The organism is Sideroxydans sp. CL21, assembly GCF_902459525.1.
Taxonomy (GTDB): domain Bacteria; phylum Pseudomonadota; class Gammaproteobacteria; order Burkholderiales; family Gallionellaceae; genus Sideroxyarcus.
This window is the reverse complement of the sequence record NZ_LR699166.1, coordinates 3,661,336-3,684,683: the sequence shown is the minus strand read 5'-3', so window position 1 is coordinate 3,684,683 and position 23,348 is coordinate 3,661,336. Positions and strand designations below refer to the sequence as shown.

19 protein-coding genes and 1 pseudogene are annotated in these 23,348 nt (G+C 49.5%); 17 read left to right on the top strand and 3 right to left on the bottom strand.

Translation table 11 applies throughout. The features are described 5' to 3' along the window. Positions 1 to 15: 15 nt before the first annotated feature. From QOY30_RS17615 to QOY30_RS17595, 5 genes are all read left to right on the top strand, one after another. Positions 16 to 1,416, top strand: coding sequence for a site-specific integrase (locus QOY30_RS17615; RefSeq protein ID WP_283745920.1), 1,401 nt, complete (start codon positions 16 to 18; stop codon positions 1,414 to 1,416). Then, positions 1,413 to 3,557 (top strand): hypothetical protein, encoded by a 2,145-nt coding sequence (locus tag QOY30_RS17610; protein WP_283745919.1) that lies wholly within the window; start codon positions 1,413 to 1,415, stop codon positions 3,555 to 3,557. The genes QOY30_RS17615 and QOY30_RS17610 overlap by 4 nt, the downstream gene beginning before the upstream one ends. Further along, entirely contained in the window at positions 3,554 to 5,689 is a 2,136-nt protein-coding gene (locus QOY30_RS17605; protein WP_283745918.1) for a site-specific integrase, read from the top strand. The genes QOY30_RS17610 and QOY30_RS17605 overlap by 4 nt, the downstream gene beginning before the upstream one ends. After that, positions 5,686 to 6,171: a hypothetical protein gene (locus tag QOY30_RS17600; RefSeq protein ID WP_283745917.1), complete on the top strand. Its 486-nt coding sequence runs from the start codon at positions 5,686 to 5,688 to the stop codon at positions 6,169 to 6,171. Before QOY30_RS17605 ends, QOY30_RS17600 begins: the two co-directional genes overlap by 4 nt. A gap of 273 nt (positions 6,172 to 6,444) precedes the next feature. Further along, complete coding sequence (locus QOY30_RS17595) at positions 6,445 to 6,771, top strand: DUF2004 domain-containing protein (protein WP_283745916.1); 327 nt, start codon at positions 6,445 to 6,447, stop codon at positions 6,769 to 6,771. Between the two features lie 826 nt (positions 6,772 to 7,597). Here QOY30_RS17595 and QOY30_RS17590 read toward each other — a convergent pair. Beyond that, entirely contained in the window at positions 7,598 to 8,416 is an 819-nt protein-coding gene (locus QOY30_RS17590) for a hypothetical protein (protein ID WP_283745915.1), read from the bottom strand. Positions 8,417 to 8,887: 471 nt separating this feature from the next. Between QOY30_RS17590 and QOY30_RS17585 the strand changes: the two genes are divergently transcribed. Then, positions 8,888 to 9,379 carry an aspartate carbamoyltransferase gene (locus QOY30_RS17585; RefSeq protein ID WP_283745914.1) on the top strand — a complete coding sequence of 164 codons (492 nt, stop codon included), beginning with the start codon at positions 8,888 to 8,890 and terminating at the stop codon, positions 9,377 to 9,379. 26 nt (positions 9,380 to 9,405) lie between these two features. Here the strand turns inward: QOY30_RS17585 and QOY30_RS17580 are convergent, their stop codons facing one another. Next, positions 9,406 to 9,660 (bottom strand): hypothetical protein, encoded by a 255-nt coding sequence (locus QOY30_RS17580; RefSeq protein WP_283745913.1) that lies wholly within the window; start codon positions 9,658 to 9,660, stop codon positions 9,406 to 9,408. 575 nt (positions 9,661 to 10,235) lie between these two features. On the opposite strand from QOY30_RS17580, the gene QOY30_RS17575 reads away from it, so the two are divergent. Both QOY30_RS17575 and QOY30_RS18170 read left to right on the top strand, forming a co-directional pair. Then, positions 10,236 to 10,715, top strand: a complete 480-nt coding sequence (locus tag QOY30_RS17575; protein WP_283745912.1) for a zinc ribbon domain-containing protein — start codon at positions 10,236 to 10,238, stop codon at positions 10,713 to 10,715. Positions 10,716 to 11,048: 333 nt separating this feature from the next. Continuing rightward, positions 11,049 to 11,222, top strand: coding sequence for a transposase (locus QOY30_RS18170; RefSeq protein WP_502958698.1), 174 nt, complete (start codon positions 11,049 to 11,051; stop codon positions 11,220 to 11,222). A 180-nt stretch (positions 11,223 to 11,402) separates the two neighbouring features. Here the strand turns inward: QOY30_RS18170 and QOY30_RS17570 are convergent, their stop codons facing one another. After that, a complete protein-coding gene (locus QOY30_RS17570; protein WP_283745911.1) occupies positions 11,403 to 11,756 on the bottom strand; it encodes a hypothetical protein in 354 nt (117 codons plus the stop codon). Between the two features lie 136 nt (positions 11,757 to 11,892). Here QOY30_RS17570 and QOY30_RS17565 point away from each other — a divergent pair. The 9 genes and pseudogenes from QOY30_RS17565 to QOY30_RS17525 form a co-directional block, all read left to right on the top strand. Continuing rightward, positions 11,893 to 12,091: pseudogene (locus QOY30_RS17565) on the top strand (IS1380-like element ISCARN98 family transposase); the annotation flags it as partial. A 217-nt stretch (positions 12,092 to 12,308) separates the two neighbouring features. Next, the gene (locus QOY30_RS17560; RefSeq protein WP_283745910.1) at positions 12,309 to 12,998 is read left to right on the top strand and encodes a YidX family protein; all 690 of its coding nucleotides are present in this window, start codon (positions 12,309 to 12,311) and stop codon (positions 12,996 to 12,998) included. A 198-nt stretch (positions 12,999 to 13,196) separates the two neighbouring features. Then, the gene (locus QOY30_RS17555) at positions 13,197 to 14,261 is read left to right on the top strand and encodes a lysozyme inhibitor LprI family protein (protein WP_283745909.1); all 1,065 of its coding nucleotides are present in this window, start codon (positions 13,197 to 13,199) and stop codon (positions 14,259 to 14,261) included. A 141-nt stretch (positions 14,262 to 14,402) separates the two neighbouring features. Next, complete coding sequence (locus tag QOY30_RS17550; RefSeq protein ID WP_283745908.1) at positions 14,403 to 15,398, top strand: hypothetical protein; 996 nt, start codon at positions 14,403 to 14,405, stop codon at positions 15,396 to 15,398. Between the two features lie 88 nt (positions 15,399 to 15,486). Then, positions 15,487 to 16,647, top strand: coding sequence for an IS30 family transposase (locus QOY30_RS17545; RefSeq protein WP_283745907.1), 1,161 nt, complete (start codon positions 15,487 to 15,489; stop codon positions 16,645 to 16,647). A 433-nt stretch (positions 16,648 to 17,080) separates the two neighbouring features. Then, on the top strand, positions 17,081 to 18,259 hold the full coding sequence (locus QOY30_RS17540; RefSeq protein ID WP_283745906.1) for a lactonase family protein: 1,179 nt from the start codon (positions 17,081 to 17,083) through the stop codon (positions 18,257 to 18,259). A 238-nt stretch (positions 18,260 to 18,497) separates the two neighbouring features. Further along, positions 18,498 to 20,900, top strand: coding sequence for a lactonase family protein (locus QOY30_RS17535; RefSeq protein ID WP_283745905.1), 2,403 nt, complete (start codon positions 18,498 to 18,500; stop codon positions 20,898 to 20,900). A 255-nt stretch (positions 20,901 to 21,155) separates the two neighbouring features. After that, positions 21,156 to 21,701, top strand: a complete 546-nt coding sequence (locus QOY30_RS17530; protein WP_283745904.1) for a hypothetical protein — start codon at positions 21,156 to 21,158, stop codon at positions 21,699 to 21,701. A 131-nt stretch (positions 21,702 to 21,832) separates the two neighbouring features. Continuing rightward, positions 21,833 to 22,993, top strand: a complete 1,161-nt coding sequence (locus QOY30_RS17525; protein ID WP_283745884.1) for an IS30 family transposase — start codon at positions 21,833 to 21,835, stop codon at positions 22,991 to 22,993. The last annotated feature ends 355 nt before the right edge of the window (positions 22,994 to 23,348 follow it).

Sequence of the window (23,348 nt, the reverse complement as noted above, 5' to 3'; positions counted from 1 at the left end):
AGGTCAAATTTTACTATGATTGATTATGGGTTCAAAGTGGTTTTTCCCGAGCCACAGTTTTTGAAAGAAGCGGGATTCGGAAAAGTTGCCCGCCTTCCTTTCATCTTCGACGGTGAACCTGGATATGCGAGGCTGCCAAACCAGTTTCTGATCGACAAGGGGCTGGGATATTGGGATCCGAAGTGGCGTGGTGCCAAGCGCAATCCGCTTCCGCCAACACGGCAATCGATGAAAGACTATGCCTACTGGTTGGCGAACGCCTTGGAATGGGCGAAGAAGCGAGGAGGCATTGATCTGATGACCGCGGATTACACCGACGTATTGATCAATCGCTACCAGGACGAGATGCTGAAAGGAATCTGGTCGCTCAACAATACGCCACTGGCTCCGGAGACAATCAATCCAAGGGCTCAGATCGCCCTTGAATATCAGATGTGGGCTGCAGACAAGGGGCTGCGCGAGCCGTTCCTTGTTCCAACGGTTACCAGCATCTACGTAGCAGGTTCGCATAACAACAGTAAATCCCACGAGGTGAAGTCTGTTGAGTCGAGAAAGGGTAAGGTCAAGGTCAACAAGCGTACACTTGTATTTCCGAGCGATGAGCAGATCGCAGCATGGCGTATGCGCGTCTATGCTAAACCGATAGTAGGCAAGACAGAAGGGCTGATTGCAGATGTCATACTCAGCACCGCAATCCGCCGCGAAGAAGCGTCATGCTGGCGTGTGGACACCCTGCCGCTCGATCCCAAGGAATGGAAGATTGTCAATCCGGATCAGCCCGAGGAATTTCAAAGCGTCATAGTTACGGTCAAGTACGGAGCCAAGGGAAAGGAATACGCCATTGATGAGCATGGTGACAAGCTAGGACCCGAGGGAACCATACACGTGCCCATATGGCTGGCTCGCCGGATTGACGAGTATCGAAACAACGACCGATTGCTGGCACTGAAGCCTGCCCTGAGGCAGGGGAAAACGGCAGAGGCGCAGCGGCGCATCCTGAAGCAAATGGTACATCTGTTTATCAATCCAAAGACCGGCAAGCGCTACACCGGTGATCAGATTTACCGCTTTTGGACCGAGGCTAATGGGCCGGACCATTGGAGTCCGCATTTGGGCCGAGACTGGTGGGCCTGCACCTATCTGTGGGAGCGTATGAAACAGCATACGGAACTGATACAGCAGGTCCTGAAAGTCCCCAACATGCAGAAGAACAACCACCCTATGCTTCTCGCGTTACGTGACACCGTTCAAACAGTCATACAGCTTGAGATCAGGCCCCAACTTCGCCATGCGAGTGCTGCAACATCGGAAATCTATCTCCAGTGGCTGTTCAATCAGCTGCGTGTCCCACTCAACCAGACGCGCCGATGGGCAGAGATGGGGGTGGATGAATCGACTGAGGAAGAACGCGCATGAGCATTGGAAACAAGACCAAGGACTACCTAAAGGAACATGCTGGCGTTGAACTGATCTCATCAGCCTCGGCACCCAAAAATGATGACCCACTGCGTTTCTGGACTGGTCATCCCACTGAAAATATCCTCGTCGATCTTCACCCGTTTGCTATCGGCGCGTACCAAAATCCACACCCCAGCGGCGGCGGCAACTGGGCCGGTCCTTTCCACGGTCGCCCAGTCTTGATTCGGGAACTGGCCCCAGCGATCCACGCACGATGTACCTTAGCTTCACAAAGTACGTCCCAAGGCTACTTGGCAGTGTTGCGGTTCTGGTGGCGACTTTTCGATGCTCTCGAAGCGATCCCGGATCAAAATGGGAAAACATTGGCCCGTGTCGAATCGGTAGCAGACCTTCATGCACTGCATGAGTCAGCGGCACACCAACGCAACATGTTACCTATCTACTTCACAGGTTTCGTCTTACTAGCCAACGATGCCAGAAAACTGCACAAGCCCCGCTTGTCCCGCCTGTCCTGGATTGCGCCCCGGCGAGATGATCCCGTACGGCGCCTCATTCCACAGGACCAGGCCAAGGCGATCAAGATACAGCTCAAGCAGGACTGGGAAGCAGTGCGCAACGCGTGGTCTCGCCATGACGCGATTCGTGCCGAAGCACAGCGGCGCGCTGCATTTGCCGACGATCCAGATGGTGGTGCCTGCAGTGGCGAACAATCGACCCAGCTCAGTGACGAGGCTGAGCGCCTTCTAAAGAACTGGGAGCACTTTCAACGCATCCAGCAAGCCTCAGGCCGGCTTCTGCCGTCCGGCGAGCAGTTGATGGATGGTATGAGTCGACCTGCTCTACACTATGAAGGGCTGGAACTGAAGGTCATGCGCGCCATTAGTTTTCCCACAGTAGAGGAAGCCGACGTCGCCTACCACTTAGCCTTGATGGGCAGCGGTTGGAACCCCAGTACGCTCGGACGGATTGATGCCAGTAAGCCCGACATAATCTTCGATCACCCCAAGAGTGGTGCGCAGAGGGTTCTTGCCTCCGAGGAGGTTGAGGAGGTCACCATGAAGGCCGACAAGCCACGGGCGCGTGGCAAGACGCAATATTTCACTGGCCTCAAGAAACACAAGTCAAGCCCGCCGATGATCGTTGGGGCCTATCTAGAACGCTCGGCACCTTTGCGCGAGCAACTGCGACAAGATTGCGACGCGGCGAAAGCTGAGTTGGACCGACTGCGTTCAATGACGGCGAATCAAACTGACATAGCGCGTCAGTTGAAAAAGGTGCAGGAACTACAGGAAGGTTGCCGAAGTGTGTGGCTTTACCTCGACGGGAAAGGCTGTATCAACTGGCTAGATTACAAACATTGGAACAGATACAAAAGAAATTCGGGCAAACTCGTCAGTTACCTTGACTTGGTCTTGGAGCGTCTAAACAAACAACGAGTGTCACGGGGCGAGCAGCCGATCCCCTCCGTAACGCCTTCCGACTTTCGCGACATCTATGGTCGCATGGTGTATGTCCAGTCCGGCGGCAACATCCTCGCTGTCATGCTTGCATTGGGGCACTCCTCAACTCAATCCACCAATAGTTATCTTGAAAACAATATCTTTAACGAAGAGAGCGACGAGCACGCACGGCGCTTCATGACCAGTCTGTTCTCTGAATTAGAACTGGGGCGGATCGATCTCACGATACTTGCGCATCTGGTACGCAATGGCCCGTTGACTCCGGAGATGCAAACGCGCCTTGAAGAATTCCGTCGGCTGATGCGCAGTCGAGTAGGTGTTGGCTGCGCCGATCCACGGCACCCGCCCGGGCACGTTGCGCCAGACCATCACGAGGGAAAATTGTGCGGAACGCAACTCTGCCTTCGCGACTGCCCTCACGCCAAGTTCCTGCCCGAGTCGATCGACGGCATTGCCATGCGCGTCGAGGAACTAGTCGCGATGTACGATAATCTGCCGCGCGAAACCTGGCTGCGGGGCGAATTTCCAGAGGAACTTGAGGCTGGCGAGTGCCTCCTCAACAAACTTTTTAAGCCCGGGATTGTGACGGCGGCACGAGAGAAGTGGCGCGGTAAGATCGCCAGTGGCGATCACCTGGTCCCGGGCATGGGGCCGATACCTGAACAGGAGTCCGCATGAATGCGCCAGAATCCTCGACACTCACGCCTGCTGATCCCGCAGAAGCGGCGCGACATAAGGTCCTGCAACAATTCAACGTGGAAGAGATTCAGCATCTTGTGCAGACTGATCTGCTGTTTGCTCAGAGCCTCGCCGGCCATGGAAACGTCTGGGGTGTTTGGCAGACCCCAGAATCTATATCGCCCGGGCGTCAGCATCAATGTAGTCGAAACATCGACCTCTATCAGCGCCTCCGGGACTACCTCGCAAAGGAGCCTGTGTCCAGTGCATCGCTGGACGCCTTGATCGAAGAAGGTGCCCTGCTCCTGACGCGCCTCGCTTTATTAACTCGTCTCGGACAGAGCGGTAGCATGACTGCGCGGCTGAAGCCCTCGACAGTCGCCATGTACCTCTATCAATATTGGCCAAAAATCACTGCACGGGCAATCTGGAGGAAAGCTATGGATCCGGACGCCGCCGCCGGACTGATGTGTTGCCTGACCGACGATGACGTGCGGGAATTCAAAGAATACAAGCAGACGCGGCTTGAACTTGAACGCCTTGATAGACTGGTGTTACTTGGCTTGTGGTCAGACGCTCCGCCATTGCCTGACATTACCAAGACGACCGATCCTTCGGGCATAGCCGAAGCACGGCCATCCCAGTCAGTACAGATTCCCCATCCTCCAATCCCGGATGAGTACATGGCCGCCATTGGCCCGCGTGTCCTTTGGGTAGTGCGCGACCTAGCTCCCTCTCTACTGTGCTTGTTGGAAGAGATTCCAGTCTTTCTGGGGACCGTCGACTGGTCTCTAGATCGTTCGACAATCCTTATGTCTCTACAGATCTTCATTGCGGACCATCTGCAGCAACACACATGGAAAGATCACATGGGTCAGCCGTTAGCGCCACCCTTTCCGCTGGCAATCGCAACCCATAACAAAAGTGGTCATGATGTAGATGTGTTCGAATGGCCCCCTCGCACGTGGTCCCATCTCAAGATATTGAGCTTGACACTGCAATCAGCCCACTTGTTCCTCACATTGCTTGCGAGTGCCGGGCGGATAGGTGAAGTTGAAATGCTGAATTGCGACTGCGTCGCGCCGACGAACGACGGCAAGGATTACTTGGCTGGGCGGACCTACAAGCTCAGCGGCAACCTCTTTGGCGATGCTAAGCAGTGGCCGGTGCCTGAATTGCTCGTCCAGTGCCTGGGGCAACAAACGCGACTTGCGAAGGTTTGGCGCCAACTACCACAGGTGGCTCTAAATAGGGGCCTTCCTGAAAATTCCAGCAGCGATGACAGTCTGTGGGTGAGTGTGGGTACATCAGGTGGAAACAAGCAAGAAGACTCAAGTCTAAACATCAACGCAGCATTAATGGCGCTTGCAAAGCGCGTTGGCATGGACCCCAAGCCAGGAGGCAAGAACCTGCATGCCCACCGCTTCCGCAAGACTATAGGACGTTTGGCGGGCATCGCCCTATTCAATTCGCCATTGGTACTCAAGCGGCTTTTTGGTCACAAGTCGATCGAGATGACGCTGCATTACATTCTGTGCGACCCGGACATCCGAGCCGAAGCGGAAAACGTGTTGCGCGAGTTGCGCATTATGCATTGCGCCGAAGCGCTGGAAGAAATTCACGAAGCGATGGACAGTGGCGCCTCGCTGCCGGGCAATGGCGGCCCGGGGGCTTCGCGACTGGTTCAGACGGTAATCCACGAACAGGAGCGGTTGAAAAAGAAGGGGCGAGTATGGGACAACGGCAGCGCCCACGATCTGGCCTTCCTACTCACTGCTAACGGTCAGGGCTGGCGCCTCATCAGGGAAAACATCGTCTGCGGCAAAGCGCCTGGGGAAAATGGGTTGTGCCAGCAGAGCCGAAACAAGGGAGAACCGAATACCTCAAACTGTAAGCCTGAGTGCGACAACCGCATCGTGCTGATGCGGCATCGGCGGGATATCGAGGCAATTGCCGAGCAATATCTCGACATTGCACACCAAGCCATGAAGGACGGGCAGGTGCTGGTGCTGGCACACACCATGGATAACCTGCGCGAAGAACTCGAAGCATTCCTTGATCTTAAGGAAAAGTTCCTTGCCGACCCTGCGGTTCAAGCGTTGTTCAAATATTGCGAGGAGGTCGGGGCATGAGCGAACAGCACAAAGCTGCTGCGATGAAGCGAGGAACGGAGCGTACCGCACAAATGGAGCAAGACGTGGCCGATGCCATGCGAGCCATCGTGGAGGAAATGCAGGCCAACAACGGAATCTATCCCCACAACGGCGGAGCAGTTTCCATGGCCGAGCTAGCGAGACGCGCGGGGATTAACGAGTCGACGCTATACAAGAAAGACAATGCATCGCTCAAGGAGCGAGCAAAGCTATGGCTCGACACCCTCAAGAAAAAGGAAACCGTGGGGCGCATGCGTGTTCGAAAGACTCACGCTGAGCGTGCCGATTCATGGGAAAAGAAATACAAAGCGCTGGAGTTGCGCCACATCTGCACCGAACTTGAACTCCAGTCGTTACAAGCGGAGGCGCAAAAGCTTCGAGATGACAATGCAGCCCTGCTCGAACAGATGCGCGTGTCCGGCAGGTCCAAGGTTACCCCTATCCCGAAAAGGAAAAACTGATGCCCCGCCCCAGCGTCATCCCAGGTATCAAAGCTCGCCTTGAAAAGGCAAAGGATAAGAAGCGAATGATGAAGATTCTGGGAACTGCAGAGTTGATGGAAGCGATGAAGGCTTGATGGCCTTTTGCTTCGCATATAAATTGCGGCGATGGAATGCAGAATCTGAATGAAACTGGTCTGTGGATGAAACTAGCCTATTATTGACTTCGCGTTTTTACACAGTCTGGGCCAATACCGGACGCTCACGGCGGTCCTCCAAATAGGGAAAAGAAATATGCAAAATGAAATTGAAAAGCGAAAGAAAGCAGCAATCGCCGCCATACGGAGTGCATTTGGTTCCGAAAATGATGAGTCTAGTGCTGACCTATTCGTAGAACATCACCTAGAAGAAATCGAAAGCGAATATTGGCAAAAACATCTCGGTACCGCAAAACCAGAACCAATTAGCGTACTCGACATCCTTGTACTTCGGTCACACTGGGGCGGTGAGGATGAAATTGAAACATTTGACTTTACGCTGCCTGAAAATGTAACGGATTATGTAATAAGCGTTCGCTTTGATGAATCTGGGCTAGTTGAAGATATATCAATGGAGAGCTAAAAAAGGAAAATCTAACGACTGCAAACTGGCGGGGAGCGGACGTTCGCAAGAAAGATGATCGTGGGGCGTAAACCGGCCATCAACGGACACTTACGAATGACCGCCTTGCATTCAAAAAGTGGGACACAATTTGCTACAAGCCTGTTACAAATCTTTATGGAGAAACTGTATTCCAATTCGCAGTTGGTTCGTTAATGGTCTTGTCGCGAATTATCAGCGATACCCATTCAGATTCATCAATACAGCTTCAGAAAGGAATATCATGAAACCTCTGCTGCCAATCGCTTTTGCATCACTAATGCTCGCCAGCGTGTCTGCCTTTGCAGAGCAGCCTATTATCAATCTCTCAGTCGGTGGAGAGGTTGCACCGGGTGTCTATGGCCAAGTGCAATTTGGTAACGCATCCCCACCCCCCGTTGTCTTAGCGCAGCCTACGATAATTGAGAGGCAGCCAAATATTGTTATGCAACCGATCTATTTGCATGTACCACCCGATCACCAGAGGAATTGGGCTAGGCACTGTCATGAATACCACGCCTGTAACCGACCTGTATACTTTGTAAAATCGCGTGAGTATGAACCGGGTTATCGACAAGAAATGCGGCACGATGACCGGCGTGAAGAGCGCAGGGACGACAGGCGTGAAGAGCACAGGGACGACAGGCGCGAAGAACGCAGGGACGAAAGATAAGGTTAATCAGAAATTGATTGGCGGAATTATCGTAGCAAAAAATTGGCGATAATTCCAAAATGCCGCCGTCGCTAAAAATAGCCAGGCGGTATTTTGATAACGCATTGAATGCCCGCTAATGATTTTAACGAAGCTTCAAAATGACAATTTTACTGTGGATATCCACCCCCGACTGAAGGTGCTGAAATTTGCCCATCTCGGTTCTTGATAGCCGATGCCAAAGGTTATCTTCTTCCTATTATTAATATCAAAACGGCCGAAATTTATTCCGTACGTCAGCACAAGCTGCTCCCTGCCGTCATAAGCACCCTTGCACCAGTGGGTGTAGTTTGCTTCAATCTCCGGCCAAAAATTCTGCAAAATATGTGCCTGCAATGCGAAAATCCATGACAGAGGTATGCCTGTTGTCGAAAGATTATTATTCGGCACACTTGCCGACAAGGAACTCTGAATGTTGATTCCGTATTGCCTTGTACCCCATCCCTTTCCGGCAGCGAAGGTTGGAGTCAAGATGGTATTGTGAGAAGAAAATTGGTCACTGCCAGTTGGCATGCTCAGACCAAACGAACCACTTACGATGTAGTTGCCATTTTCCTCATTGGCTGCTATGAATCGGAATCTGCTGAGGAAGGTTTCATCGGCCCAGCCTGAGGTGGCAGCCTTAGGCGTTTCCCTGTCTAGATACGCAGGAATGCCAATTTGAACCTCGACATTTTCACCAAGAATTAATTCCAGCCCTTTTCCCATACCGTAATTTGTAAGCTTGGAACTGTTGGGGAAAGATTGCTGATTATAGTTATAGCGAAGTCCTTGAGTTAGTCGTGGGGAGGGCATACTGAGCAGTGGCTCCCAATGTGGCTGAACTTCCTGAGTCTTCGTGACATTGTCCAACCAGTGAGAAAAGAAACTACTGTCCGGTTCAGTGCCTTCGTTAGAGGCAAAAGAATTTGTCACTGAAAATACCGATAACAGGATAATTATAGTGCCCTTTGTGTTCCAACTTTTCTGCTGGAAATGACTTGTTGACAGTAATCTGGATTGCTTCATTCGCGGCGTTGTTGAGAAAACTATTGCTGTGCCACACAGTTTAAACTGAAGCCACTTATTCCCGATAATTACATTTGTTCATATAATCATACCTTATTGGAATATATGAGTTATTCGTAGCAGTGAACGTGCACGACATTCGAATAGCATTTGATTTACTGATTTTCCATACTCACTGTATCCGCTTACGAGAAGCTGAATGGCAATAATGGGCGAGAAAGAAATGCTAGCATTGCACAATCACTGCCCGAAGCGGTCGGTCGATACAGACTGCATTGGGTTAGGAACCGAAGGTCGCGAATGTCTGCTTCTGCAAGAGCAGACGGTCGCAGCCTGCACAGAACTTCATTGGTGGGATTTAAAAGTTAGGACGACAAGATGAAAAGCTATTTACTGAGAACACACACATTTGTAACGTTGATGGCTGTCATGTCTTTATTCAACGCCGTCAGTGTGAATGCTCAAACACAGCAAGAGCATGTGCACAATATGTCGCACAGTGTAATGCCTTTCGATATGGCGAAGACAGTGCATATATTTAAGATGACTGAGTCTGGGGGTGTGCAGACGGTCGTTGTGAAAGACATAGAGGACACCAATCAAATCGCGCTCATTCAGCATCATCTGCATATGGAATCTGAGATGTTCCGGCATGGAAATTATTCAGATCCGGCATCACTGCATGGCGCAGATATGCCTGGGTTAAAGGAACTGCAAATTGGCGCATCCAGCATAAAAGTCTCATACACAGCCCTTCCAAACGGCGCAGAGATTACATTTGAAACGACCGATCTTCACTTGTTAACCGCACTGCATCGTTGGTTCGGAGCTCAACTGTCAGAACATGGAGCCGACGCTAGAGCAGAATGAGCAGGCTGCGGAACAAATATCGTCAGTTATGAATAATTAATGATGGTCCGCTTAGGAGATGAGCGGTCATTGACACCCAATTTATCAAACAGACGACTTCCGGCCAAGAACGGAACTTCGCGACAGTCCGCTATTCGGCAACCCGCACGAAGGAACTCTCCCATCAATAACTTCCCTTTCAACCTATAGCTGTGTACAAAAGTTTGCACGAAGGCATTGCTCGCCGTGATTTCACCACCCATGAAAAGGGAAACGCCGTCAACGCCTTCAATGCCAACCATGGCGAGTTCCAATTAATGAGCCGTCATCCATTTCTGCGAGCATAGAAACGACAGCGGTGGTGGGAAAAAAGACGTGCTGAATTCGAGTGTCGGAATTGTAAAGAATTTGGCCTTGTGACAGCGGAACCAGTTCCATGTCCACGACTTCGCTCTTCTGTAGACAACGCAGCAAGAAGCTGATTCTTGGTAGGCTCGTGACGGATGCCCATGCTTTTATTTAGACGGATGGGAGTTCCATTGTAGGAATAGAAAACCAGAGATGTTCATCATAAATCAAATTATTTGAAAGTTATGTCCATTTTCAGATAGACAGCAACTGCAGTTAGCAGTACTCTGAATAGGGTTTTATGCTTTAGTGTCCTCATCACGGACTGTGATCGTTGTAACCGTAGTAACTACCTGATTAACTCAACTATTTACGGTAGTTTGGGGGAATTTTGTTGTTAGAAGTATGTTTGTATAGGCTCTCAGACAGCTATCTCTATGTTGTAGCAGTCTGTAATAGAGTTATTTATTAATTGCGGATTTAATTTTAAGTGCACTTTTGACTTGATCCGCCAACCAGGAAAAGTGACATGGCTAAGTTTTGTACTCAATGTGGTTTTCAAAATGAAAACGATATTAATTTTTGTGGGCAGTGTGGGCAGCAGTCAGGGGCGGCAGTATTATCGAAAGCCTCATCGGAAAGCTCCGATTCTTCTCTATCCGTAATCTCAGTGGTGGTGTCAATATTTATACCAATTATCTTCCCTCTGATCATGTGGCTCACACAGAGAAACCAGAATAAACATGTTGAAGAAACCGCAAAAGAAGTGTTGAACTTTCAACTGACATACATTGTGTGCTTGGTTATTCTCATGATTGCGTTGGGGATTCTATCCTTCATGGGCGCATTATTGTCTCACGGGATAGGTGCTTTCTTTGGTGTTATGTTGATGGGGTTTGTTAATTTCTCTATGGGAGTTGGATACTTGGTTCTTATGATTATCGCTGCCGTCAAAGTTAGTAAAAAAGAATCCTATAAATTTCCACTTACAGTTCGATTGATACGGTAGAGTTTTATTGAGGGATTCCATTTAATTTTAATGGCAGATTCAAGAATGAATCGTCGATTCAGTAATTGTTAGACCTACCCAACGGCCCCTCTTCAGAGGGGCAATTTAAATTGGGGAGCTGGTCAGATGCACCAATTCAAAAGCCCAGCTAAACAGATGATTGATATCTTTGCCCAGCATATTTTTAAAAAAAAAGGATAGTTTTATCATGGCATTTTGTCCCTCATGTGGTAACGAAGTTAACGAGAATGCAACCTGAGCAAATCGTGCGGTTGTTCAATTCTTTGATGTTGGTAGGTATTAAGGGCACCTAAAACATTTAATGCTGTTGTATTGCAAACCATAAATAAATTCGCTGAAATGATTGGCCGTCATTGGGATGGAATAGCTTCTTATTGCAAGCCGGAGAATAAAGTTGCGTTGAGATTTGTCGAGGGATTCAACAACAAAATACGAATCATCCAGAGAAGATCGTATGGACTGCGTGATGAAGATAACTACGACTGAAAATCATGACTTGCATGTTGCCAATCCTATAAAAATGCCAATGAATTCCCAAAAGTTCGCCTATTAAAACGCGATGAACCATTAACTTATGGCGGGAGTGTTTTTGCATGCAAGCTTTATGGCTATGTTGGTTTAAGTAAAAAGCCCGCATGAGCGGGCTTTTGTCGGGCCGAAGCAGACTTACTTCTGGTAACCGCTTTCGTTCTTGTCAGCCACAATCTTGACCAGTCGTGGATTGTGAATTCCTTCGAACATCAACTCACCCTGCGCCTTGTAGTAATCGTCCCAGAAATAACCATTTTCGGCATCATTAACGCCATAAGGCACGGGAATATGATCCAGCAACTTGTTGTGATGTGTCCCAGTGGCGGTAGGCGGGCCGAGAATATCTGTAGCCTCTTTCCTACTCATTCCCAACGTCAGTTTGGCAAACTTGCTATGCGGATCAATAGTTCCTTCAATGGTTGGCTGAGTAGCGCAGCCGGCAAAGATCGCGTATAAAACTGTGAGCAATACAACTTTGATGCTTTTCATGTATTTCCTTTCGATTTAACGTACAAGTGATTAAAGATCAGATGAGGTATTTAATCTGAATATTGCATAAATAGGGCGAATAAGATAGTAACTATTTGACGGAATCGGAGTTATCTATAAACCGATTCGCAAAAAAATGCCTACTGCTTCACGCCCTGCTACCGATTTTTCCCCAGAACAACTCTGCATTCCGCCTGCTGCGGGCTATACGGTTCGCGAAGCGCTTTCACGGGCGGGGAAATATCCTCTGCCTGTGGGCCTGGATACAGGGTGCCGTGGATCGTCGTATCGGCCTGATCGATCGACTGACGGCGGCCATTGGCGATGGCCGTGAGCCGCCCAAATTGTTGCTGATAGTTCGACTATTATCGGGCAACAAATTTACATGCTCGGCTGTCCGGTAAGGGTTAGGAACAGCAGGTCGTGAAGGTCCGGTGTCGGGTTAGCTACGGACGGTGGTGTTAGCAAAGGCAAACAGGCAAAATTCGGCCAATAACGGTCACACGCAATGAACATCTAGTTCATTCAGTACTTCAGTCAAAGGAATGATTAATGGGCAACGAATCCAATGCTTCATTGCTGGTTAGCTTGATCGCAAGTTTTGCTTTTGTGTTTATATCTTCATCTTGTATAGCAAGAAGTGACGGCAACGAAGCACCATTATTTAGAGACAGCGTCTTTGCAATGGCTAAAATTAGCCAATCTGATGCAAGGGGACTAGGTTTAGATTATCCAAATGTTGTGGCATTTTTGGGAAATAAAAAAACCTATATGCTGTTTGAAGGTGGTGATGAATTGCAGAATGTTGGTCAAGAGCTTGATGGTAACTATTTCATAGTTCGTAATATATACCAAGGGTTGTTTATTAAAGATAACCAGGTTTGGGGAAGATTGCTTTTGGTATATTACAAAGGAGACGTAGATGTTAGTGCTGAAGAGAAATCCATACTCGAAAAAAGAGGCTTCGAAAAACTTCGTTCTGGAGATTATTTTCGAGGTTATTCCAAGCTAGTCAATGTAAAGGGAATAGCTTTTGAACCGGTAGCTATGACCGGTGACCAGAAACAACAACTCAAAATCAGTCGGGACCTTGATTTTTACAATTCCGAAGTAAGTCCGCCATCGGTTTTTTCCAAGATAAAAACAGTTGCTACTACTATCGTTACCGCACCACTAGTAGTAGTTGCCGGCGTGATGTGGGGGATGACCGTCGTTATTATGAGCGTTACGGGATCCCACTAAATTGGGATCACAAATTTAGTGGGAAAATAGATGGCCAGCTATCGGAAATCTTCTAAGTCTGCTTTCGAGCAAGCAACAGACGGTGGCGTTACCGAATGCAACCCGTCAGAATGCGGCCACTAGCAGTCTTTTCAGGTCGTTGTCCAGTTTTCCTGTAATCATATGGGGGCAGCATTTAACAAGAGTTATGGGGATACCATGAAACACCGTATGATTGAAAAAATTCTAACTTCCATCCTACTGCTAGCGGGGTTGTTAATGGCAACCCAGATTTTCGCTGCGGATACTGCCGTGCCTGATGATCAGACAAACGCTGAAGTGGAAATGGAAAAGACATGCGCGCAATTAAAAGACCTGCAGCCGCCCAAAGCCGATCTACCTTCCCAAAATCAGCGGGACAAACTTGTGAAGTGCGATGCGAGTCAACTTTATTACGATACTGAAAATGATCCCAAGACAACCCAAAACAATTGGGACAACGTGCGGGCATGCGCATTTACCAGAGATGATCGTGACGTGCTGTTGATGCTGTACGTCAATGCACTAGGTGTGAAATTCAATCCGGACCTCGCTATCAAGTACGCATGTATCGAAGATGAGGGAATTGGAGACTCCAGTATTCTTGTGCCGGACATCACAGATATAAAGAATGCAGGTGGGCCACCACGGGAAGCATTCGATACGTGCAAATACGCAGCTAACACGCTTGAGATAAATTATTGCCAAGGCATAGCAGAAAGGCAAGCTGACAAGGCTGCGAAGCGCGAACAGGATGAAATGAGCATCAACATGAGTGCGGAGCAGAAAGCGGCGCTTGCCAAGTTGCAGCAGACGGCTAAGGATTTCGCCGATGCATGCGGAACTGATGCGTATATGGAAAACATCGGCGGGTCTATCAGGAACCAGGCCGCTATATCTGCCCAAATGGATGAGAAGGGTTTCTTCCAGAGGAGTATCGAGCAAGCCGAAAAGGGCAAGCTTCCAAGCTACACCCAATCGGAATTCGCTGAACTCGATAAGCGACTCAACCAGGCTTATCAGACTTACCTGCGCGCGACGCCAGAAGCGAAAGGTCCATCACCTATCGATTCGGCTCTTACCAAAGATGGGGTTAAAAAGACCCAGAGGCTCTGGCTGAAATACCGCGATGCCTGGGTGGAATACGGACACTTACGCTACCCTTCAGTGCCTGCGCATGCATGGAAAGCTATGCTGACTGAGCGGCGCAATACGCAGCTGACTGAGACAGATAAAACTCCATAGCGAGTGAAGTCTGTTCATGAGCGTTCGGGAATGCGCTATGTCCCTTGTGGGGAGAGAAACAGACGTATGCGGGTATGATGAACTTGGGACAAAAATCGGCCAACAACGGACATTTGCAGCGATCCTCCAATAGGGTAAGTGATGGGTAAATTTCGATTAATGGCATTTGCTGCTGCAACACTGTTCGCCGTGTCTGTTGCAGCCGAACAACCAAAAATTCCTGCTTCAGCAGTTGTTGCTCAGATGTATAAAGATTTCAAATGGGAAACAGAGCCGGGAGTTACTGGCAAGGTAACCCTATTCGACTCCCCTCCAGAAGTATTAAGCAAATATTTCGACAAGACGCTTGTTGATCTGGTAACAAAGCGCAGAAACTGTAATTACCAAATGTGTGGTCTCGATTACAGCCCTATGTGGAACAGCCAGGATCCAGATGGCGTTTCTGTGACCATTAAAAGTACCGCTCGCGCTGACGTAGTAACTGTAGATGTGATTTACTTCAATGGTACATCTAGGTTGACCTATTACTTAAGGGAAACACCTGCGGGGTGGCGAATCAAGGATATGAAGAGTCCGTATGGTTCACTTGTGACGTTATTAGATGTTCCAGAACCTACGACTATTGTAGATTCGTTATTTGATGCGTCTTACGATCAAGGAAGTGTGCACTTTGAGATGATCAAAACACAAACGTTTTTGCCTAGTTGCCAAAAGTTCTTCTCCGACATAAATCCTTTACCAGAAGACCTAACACTCTATTCTTCTTATACAAGAGGATCGACGGCAATCTATATTGCTGGCATCGGGGATAACATAAAACTTGTTGTACTTAGAAATGGTGATTGCGATACGACCAACTTCCCGATACATAGTGTTAACCAAAAAGTAAATTCTTATACCCATGAGCCGGTAAAGCCAATCCTAACCGATGAGGAGGTCACAGGCGTTTTTGAAGACTATCTTGTCCGGCATGCCAAAGCATTTGGCGGTAAAGATGCCTTCTTTAAATGGTTGGATGAGGAAACGAATAGGATAGCAATATCGTGCAAAGGACAGTCAGAGTGGATATGTCCTGTCACCTATCACGGGCTACAGCCGAAATTACAAAAGACATTAGGCGATTTCAGAAAGAATTAGTCTACGGTTGAACGGCAGAAAACTGGCTGCGATTTCAACCGGTCGATGCAACACACTAGAATCTGCGTAAGCAGAAGGAGTGTTGCAGATGAAACGAAGAACCCGGATTTATTATACTGAAAGTCAAATAGCGTTAATGTGGGAGCGCTGGCAGAAAGGTGACTCTCTCCAGCACATTGCCCAACTGTTCGATCGAAACCATTCATCGGTCGAAGGGATTCTAGCCAAGACTGGAGGAATACGGCCGGCACAACGACGCCGTTCCAGACTGGCGCTGACGCTTCCTGAGCGAGAGGAAATATCGCGTGCGGTGGTAGCTGGCCAGTCGGCTCGCGCGATTGCAACCTCCCTCGGGCGTGCTCCATCCACCATCAGTCGCGAGATCAAGCGCAACGGTGGTCAGGAATGCTATCGGGCCAGTAAAGCTGACCAGGCTGCTTGGGATCGGACACTTCGCCCCAAGACCTGTAAACTGGTTGAGAATCGAGCGTTGGCGCACATCGTGGCCGCTAAGCTCCAAGGGCTGTGGTCACCGGAACAGATTGCCGGATGGCTGAAGCAGACATACCCAAGCGACGAAAGTTACCAAGTGTCACACGAGACCATCTACCGCAGCCTCTATATCCAGGCCAGAGGCGCATTGAAGAAGGAGCTTCTGGCGCACTTGCGGCGGACTCGCGTCATGCGTCGTTCACGTCATCATACTCAGAAGACAGAAGATCACGGCAGGATTATCGACGCCGTATCGATCAGTGAGCGTCCTGCCTCGGTTGAAGATCGCGCGGTACCGGGACACTGGGAAGGAGATCTGTTATGCGGCAGTGGTAGCAGTCAGATTGCGACCCTCGTTGAACGCCAGACGCGTTATGTGATGTTGGTGAGGATTCCCAGCAAAGATACCGAGATCGTCATCAACGCACTGATTAAGCATGCTCATAAGTTACCGCAGGAACTCTACAAATCGCTGACCTGGGATCGTGGCACGGAACTGTCCGACCACAAGCGATTCACGCTGGCAACCGACATCAAAGTCTATTTCTGTGATCCGCAGAATCCTTGGCAACGTGGAACGAATGAGAATACCAACGGCTTATTGAGACAGTACTTCCCCAAAGGAACAGACTTGTCGGTACACTCTCAATCGAAACTCAATGCAGTTGCTCGTCAGTTAAATGAACGTCCACGAAAGACGTTAAACTTCGAAACACCAGCAGAACGGTTTAACCAATGTGTTGCATCGACCGGTTGAAATCGCAGGCGAGAAGCAGTCATTCGCAGTTAACATGAAGAAGGGGGCTAATTTCGGCCAGAACCAGTCATTCGAGGGAGCCCTCCAATTAAGAGTTTCGGCACTGAAAAAGGGGCGGCATGAAACAAACGGTGCGAATACGTACCCACAATCCGCCAAACTAGCATCATTCCATGTACAGAATTGAGTTGAAATCCGAAAGTTCACTTCGGAGAAATTGCGATGACCAAACACCTGGCAATAATCGACCAGCAATGGTTATTCGCGGTAGTCTCCCAATTCAAGGATATCTGTTTTGGATAACGGTCAGTCGTCGAAAGTAATAGGCCAAATGGCATATTGTTCTGCGCTAAGAAGTCATGTAGTGTCCGAGCTCCTTCTAATAGTGTATTTGTATGCTCTCTCTGCTTATGGAATAACTTTTGGAGACTAAATGATTTTGCTGAGATATTGCGCTGTTGTTCTGGTTACGGTTTTTGTGACGGCTTGTGGAGGGGGGGCGACTTCAACCGGGAGCGCATCTAGCAACAGCACTCCCTCTGCAAATAATCCATCCGCTTGCAGTGCAACATCAAAGTTCGCTTATGTTAGCAATTCCGGATCCAATAATATCTCGGTTCTTAACTTCAATTCCGCGACCGGTGCTTTGACTACAACAACAAGCGGTACATTTAGTCCGTATACATCAGCCGTAAATCCCGTGTCAGTTGTGATTGACCCAACGTGTAGATTCGCTTATGTCCCCAGTAATTCGAGCAACAACATCTCTGCTTACGCTATCAATTCGTCTACTGGCGCGCTATCTCAAATAGCTGGAAGTCCTTTTGTGACTTCGACCCCCAATTCGATTGCGATTGACCCGACGGGAAAGTATTTATATGTAGCAAACTATAATTCGCACAATGTTTCAGCTTATACCATTGATACATCGACGGGCGCACTAACCCAGATAACCGGGAGTCCATTTAGCGTTTCCTCAGTACCGTCCACATATCCTTCATATGTCGCGGTTGATCCAAATGGAAGATTTCTCTATGTCGTGATTATCAACTACGGCATCTCGGCATATTCCATTAACTCAACGACTGGTGCATTGTCTCTTGTAGCAGGGAGTCCATTTGCAAATGGTTCTGGATCGGCAAGTGCTGGAGGAATAACGATTAACGCGTCTGGAAATATTGCGTACGTTGCGGACGGAAACAGCGCGACAGTAAATAACGTCTACGCGTATAGCATTAATGCCATCACAGGTGTATTGACGCAGATAGTTGGTAGTCCCGTTGCCGCAGGTAGTTACGCGACGTCCGTCACAATCGACCCGACTGGCAAGTTCGCTTATGTTCCAAATGCGCTGTCTAATACAGTTTCCGTCTATACAATAAACTCTCTAACAGGAGTGATGTCCCAAATACCCGGCAGTCCTTTTGCTACTGGTACGTATCCTACTTCAGCAAGTATTGATCCCAGTGGCAGTTACGCTTATGTCTCCAATGCGAACGGTAACAGCATCTCGAGTTACAGCATCAATATAACTACTGGTGCGCTTACACCCCTACCAAGCAGTCCGTTTACCGCAACTCAGTTATACGCACCTTGGTCGGTTACATTTTAAAGCTAGCTGGGCGGTTGAATGACCGCAAGTGAGCGGACATGATTACATTGATTGACAATGGTCGCCTCTCGGCCAAGAGCCGCCGGCCGCAAGTGTCCTCCAATAATTAGTTTCAGCAATGAAAAATGGCAACATGAAACATATCAAGCGGATCGTTCTGGGATGGCTGGCTCTGATGATATTTGCCCAGCTGCCGGAACGGATAAATGAACAATAAGCACAAACGGAGATGTAGTCTATGAATCTGGGTCTTTGGTCGCTGTCTGCAAGAGTAATATTGTTTGTGTTCGTTGCGATGATCGCTGGCTGTGGCGGAGGCGCTGTCACAGATGGCGCAACCAGCGGAAGCCCTTCAGGGGGCGGCACTGCAACCTATACGATCGGCGGTACGGTCAGCGGTCTGACCGGAACCGGCCTTGTGTTGCAGGATAACGGTGGCGACAGCCTGACTCTTGCTGCCAATGGCATCTTCACCTTCGCCACCAAAATTACCAACGGCGGCACGTACAACGTCACCGTGTGGGCTCAACCCATTGGGCAGACCTGCTCCGTAACGGGGGGCAGCGGCACGGTGTCGGCCAACGTGAGCAGCGTAGCGGTGAATTGCGCCAAGAACACCATTCCGCGCTACGCCTTCGTCGCCAACACCACCAGCAGTAGTGTATCGACTTACGTGGTGGATATTACAACCGGACGACTCAAGTTCATCGGCAAGGTTGCGCTGGGTTCAAGCCCAACGTCTGTCACGGTTGACCCTTCGAGCAGGTACGCCTATGTGGCAGATGGTAGCGGCGTGGCGCAATTCACCATCGGCGCCGATGGCGTACTCACCCCCATGATTCCAGCAAGCGTTGCCACAGGGTCGATGCCGCAAAACGTCACCATCGATCCCTCCGGCAGGTACGCCTTTGTGGCAGATTTCCTGGGCAACTACGTCTCGCAATTCACCATAGCCGCCAATGGCACGCTCACGCCGATGACACCGGCCACCGTCGCGTCGGGCTCATACCCGAGAAACGTCAGCGTCGATCCTTCCGGCAAATATGCCTACGTGGTAAACAGCTATTCCGGCACGGCCGGCAATAGTATCTCCCAATACATCATAGGCGCGAACGGGGCGTTGATGCCGATGACCCCGGCAACGGTTGCGGCGGGCGGTTCCCCAAATTCCGTGACAGTCGACCCTTCCGGCCGGTATGCCTATGCGGCGAATTCCGGCAGCGCCAATATCTCACAATATACGATCGGCGCAAACGGCGCGCTCACGCCCATGGCCTTCGCTACAGTCGCATCCGCTGCTAATCCTTACTTTGTCACCGTTGATCCTTCTGGCAAGTACGTCTATGTCGCAAACAACGCCGGTAACAATGTATCCCAATACACCATCGGTGCGGGCGGCGCGTTGACGCCGATGGCTACGGCGACGGTTGCAGCAGGTATAGCCCCAACCTGCGTAACCGTCGACCCATCGGGCAAATATGCCTATGCGACGAACAATTTCACTGGCGCTGGCGGCAACAGCGTTTCCCAATACTCTATTGGCGCGGGTGGTGCGTTGACGCCTCTGGCGCCAGCCACGCTAGCCACGCCTGGCCCCAATTCCATCGTCATCACATCCGGAGTAGCGCCGGTGCAGGCGGTGCCGAAATTCGCTTATGTGGGCGCCGTGCAAATCCTGCAATACAACATAGGTACAAACGGGGAATTGGCTGCGATGACTACCCCATCCGTCGCGGGAGGCGGGAATCCAATATCAATTTCGGCTGATCCAACCGGTCGCTATGTCTACGTACCCGATGCTACAACCAATACTGTGTATCAGTACACCATCGGTGCGAACGGGATGCTAACGCCGATGTCCGTCCCTGCGGTCGCTGCAGGAACGCAACCCTCGTCCATCACGATCGAGCCGTCTGGTAGGTATGCCTATGTGACGAACCGGACCAGCGCAAACATTTCGCAGTACACCATCGGGGCAAGTGGTGCGCTGACACCGATGGCTACCGCCGCAGTTGCTGCAGGTGGAACAATTCCTCTTTCCATTATCATTGATCCAACAGGGCAGTACGCATATGTAGCCAACTACAACAATGTTGCGCAGTTCACTATAGGCACGAATGGCGCATTAACGGCAATGGCCACGCCCACAGTGTCCGCCGGGACAGACCCATCTTTCGTTGCCGTCGACCCTTCTGGGCAATATGCCTACGTGGTGAATAATTTTAATGGTACTGGCGGCAATTCAGTCTCGCAATATACCGTCGGTGCGAACGGTACATTGACACCGATGGCTACACCGACAGTTGCAACGGGCAATCAACCGTGGTCTATGGCTGTGGACCCTTCCGGTAAATACGCATATGTCACGAATAATGCCAGCACCAATATTTCACAATACACCATTGGCGCAAATGGTGGATTAACTCCAATGGCCACAGCCACAGTTTTGACGGGTGGGGTGGGGAGCTGGGATATTGCGATTGACCCCGCTGGAGCGAACGTCTACGTGGTTAACTATTACGGCAAAAACATCTCGCAATACACCATGGGTGTCGGCGGCATGTTATCGCCAATGACGATTCCCACAGTTTCGGTGCCGTCCAATCCTGCCGCCATTGTAACGGTAGGCGCTTATCAATAACGGAATACATGGGCCAATCGCGTTCACTTCTCTGAATGACCGGCAACGATCAGCCCGAACTTGGAAACAACTAAGCGATGCTAAGCAGACACACTGCCTGAATATTTCGTCAACCCCCTTCGGGTTAACGTGAGACAAATGAAGAAATGAAAATCGAACGGCAGCTGTGCAAGCTGGAAGCGGACGTTTCACAGGTAAGATGATTGAAGGTCGTAAACCGGCCAACAACGGACTGTCGTGAATCTTTGAAGAACTATGGCAAAAATATCTAAATGGATAACGCCTCGACTGGCTGACATGCTTGGATTGGCGTTACTTCTTGGTTTGGTATGGTTCTTTGCGGCGCTTTGGTCCGGCACATTGCCTTTCACAATTGAGCCAGTTTTATCATCAAAAGATCGGATTGCGGCAAATGAATCAACTTCTTCCGCATCAGGCATTATAGAGGCATCGAATAATCCATGTGGTGGTGTAGATCGCAACTTAACAGAAGAACAAAAGGTCAAGCTTGCCCCGATTATTGCCAGCGAAGAAAAAGTGCATAAAGTTGATGTTCTAAAATTATTCAGGTACGAAAAGTGGCAAATTATCTACATTGAAAACTATGTTTCAGATGAGCCCTATCTATTCTATTCAGATGATCCGATGACTTCTAAGCCAGTTGCTGCGTGGAGTGGTGCCGCCACAATCTATGAAGAGAGTGCTATAAAAGAGTGGACGCTAAAGAACGTTCCAGGCATTCCAAATAAACTGGCAAGTTGCTTTGCTTGGCATGTGACTCCAAAGCCTATAAATAGATAGAAACAAAAGTGTCCGCTTTCAAGGGGGAGCGACCGTTGGGTATGACGATCAACATGGGACAGAAACCGGCTGCGATTTCAACCGGTCGACGCAACACTCTAAAATCTGCGTAAGCAGAAGGAGTGTTGAATATGAAGCGGAGAACTCGGATTTATTATACTGAAAGTCAAAAAGCATTGATGTGGGAACGCTGGAAGAAAGGCGACACGCTTCATCAAATTGCCCAGTTGTTCGATAGACATCATCCTTCAATACAACGTATTTTGGCAGAGACAGGAGGAATACGACCCGTACAACGGAAACGTTCTCAATTGTCACTGACTCTAGCTGAGCGTGAAGAGATATCTCGTGCGGTAACTGCAGGTCAATCAGCTCGCTCGATTGCAGCATCCCTCGGGCGGGCGCCATCGACCATCAGTCGCGAACTCAAGCGCAATGGAGGCCAAGAGGACTATCGTGCGAGTCAGGCTGAACAGGCGGCGTGGGATCGGGCGCATCGTCCCAAACCTTGTAAACTAGTCGAGAACCGAGCATTGGCACACATCGTAGCCGATAAGCTCAAATGGCAGTGGTCACCGGAACAGATTGCCGGATGGCTGAAGCAGACTTACCCAAGCGATGAAAGTTACCAAGTGTCACACGAGACCATCTATCGCAGTCTCTATATCCAGGCTAGAGGCGCATTGAAGAAGGAGCTTCTGGATCATTTGCGGCGTACGCGAGTCATGCGTCGTTCACGTCATCATACTTTGAAGACGGGCGATCACGGCAGGATCACAGATGCCGTATCGATTAGTGAACGTCCTGCCACGGCAGAAGACCGCGCAGTACCAGGTCACTGGGAAGGGGATCTGCTATGCGGCAGCGATAACAGTCAGATTGCAACCCTCGTTGAACGCCAGACACGATATGTAATGCTAGTTAAACTCCCCAGTAAGGATACCGAGACTGTCATCAATGCGCTGATTAAACATGCTCATAAGTTACCGCAGGAACTCTATAAATCGCTGACCTGGGATCGAGGCAGTGAGTTAGCCGATCACAAGCGATTCACGTTGGCAACCGACATCAAAGTCTATTTCTGTGATCCTCAGAATCCTTGGCAACGCGGAACGAATGAGAATACCAATGGATTACTGAGACAGTACTTCCCTAAAGGAACAGACTTGTCGGCACACTCTCAGGCGCAACTCAATGCGGTGGCTCGTAGACTAAATGAACGTCCACGAAAGACGTTAAAATTCGAAACACCGGCTGAACGGTTTAACCAATGTGTTGCATCGACCGGTTGAATCCGCAGCCATAAGCCGTCCTTCACGACCGGCTGCTTTCCGGCAAGCAATTTGATAACTTCTAGTTCGGTTTCATGCCAGGAACAGACCATCAGTTGGATTGCAATGACCTCCCGGAACTCGGCTAATGCCGATGCCGACGCTGAAGACTTACTGGGTAAACTGTTTGTGTAAAGTGCCGGAATGTCCACTTTAAGTAAGAATGCCACGTGATGGTCGTTCACCAAATTCTTTTGACCTTTCGGTTTAAGTCCACTAGGAAAAAAACACACAATCACCTTTCTTTACGAATTATTTACACTTTGAAGGTCATATTTTAGAAAGTCTTTATCAGACTTTTTCTAAGATACGAATC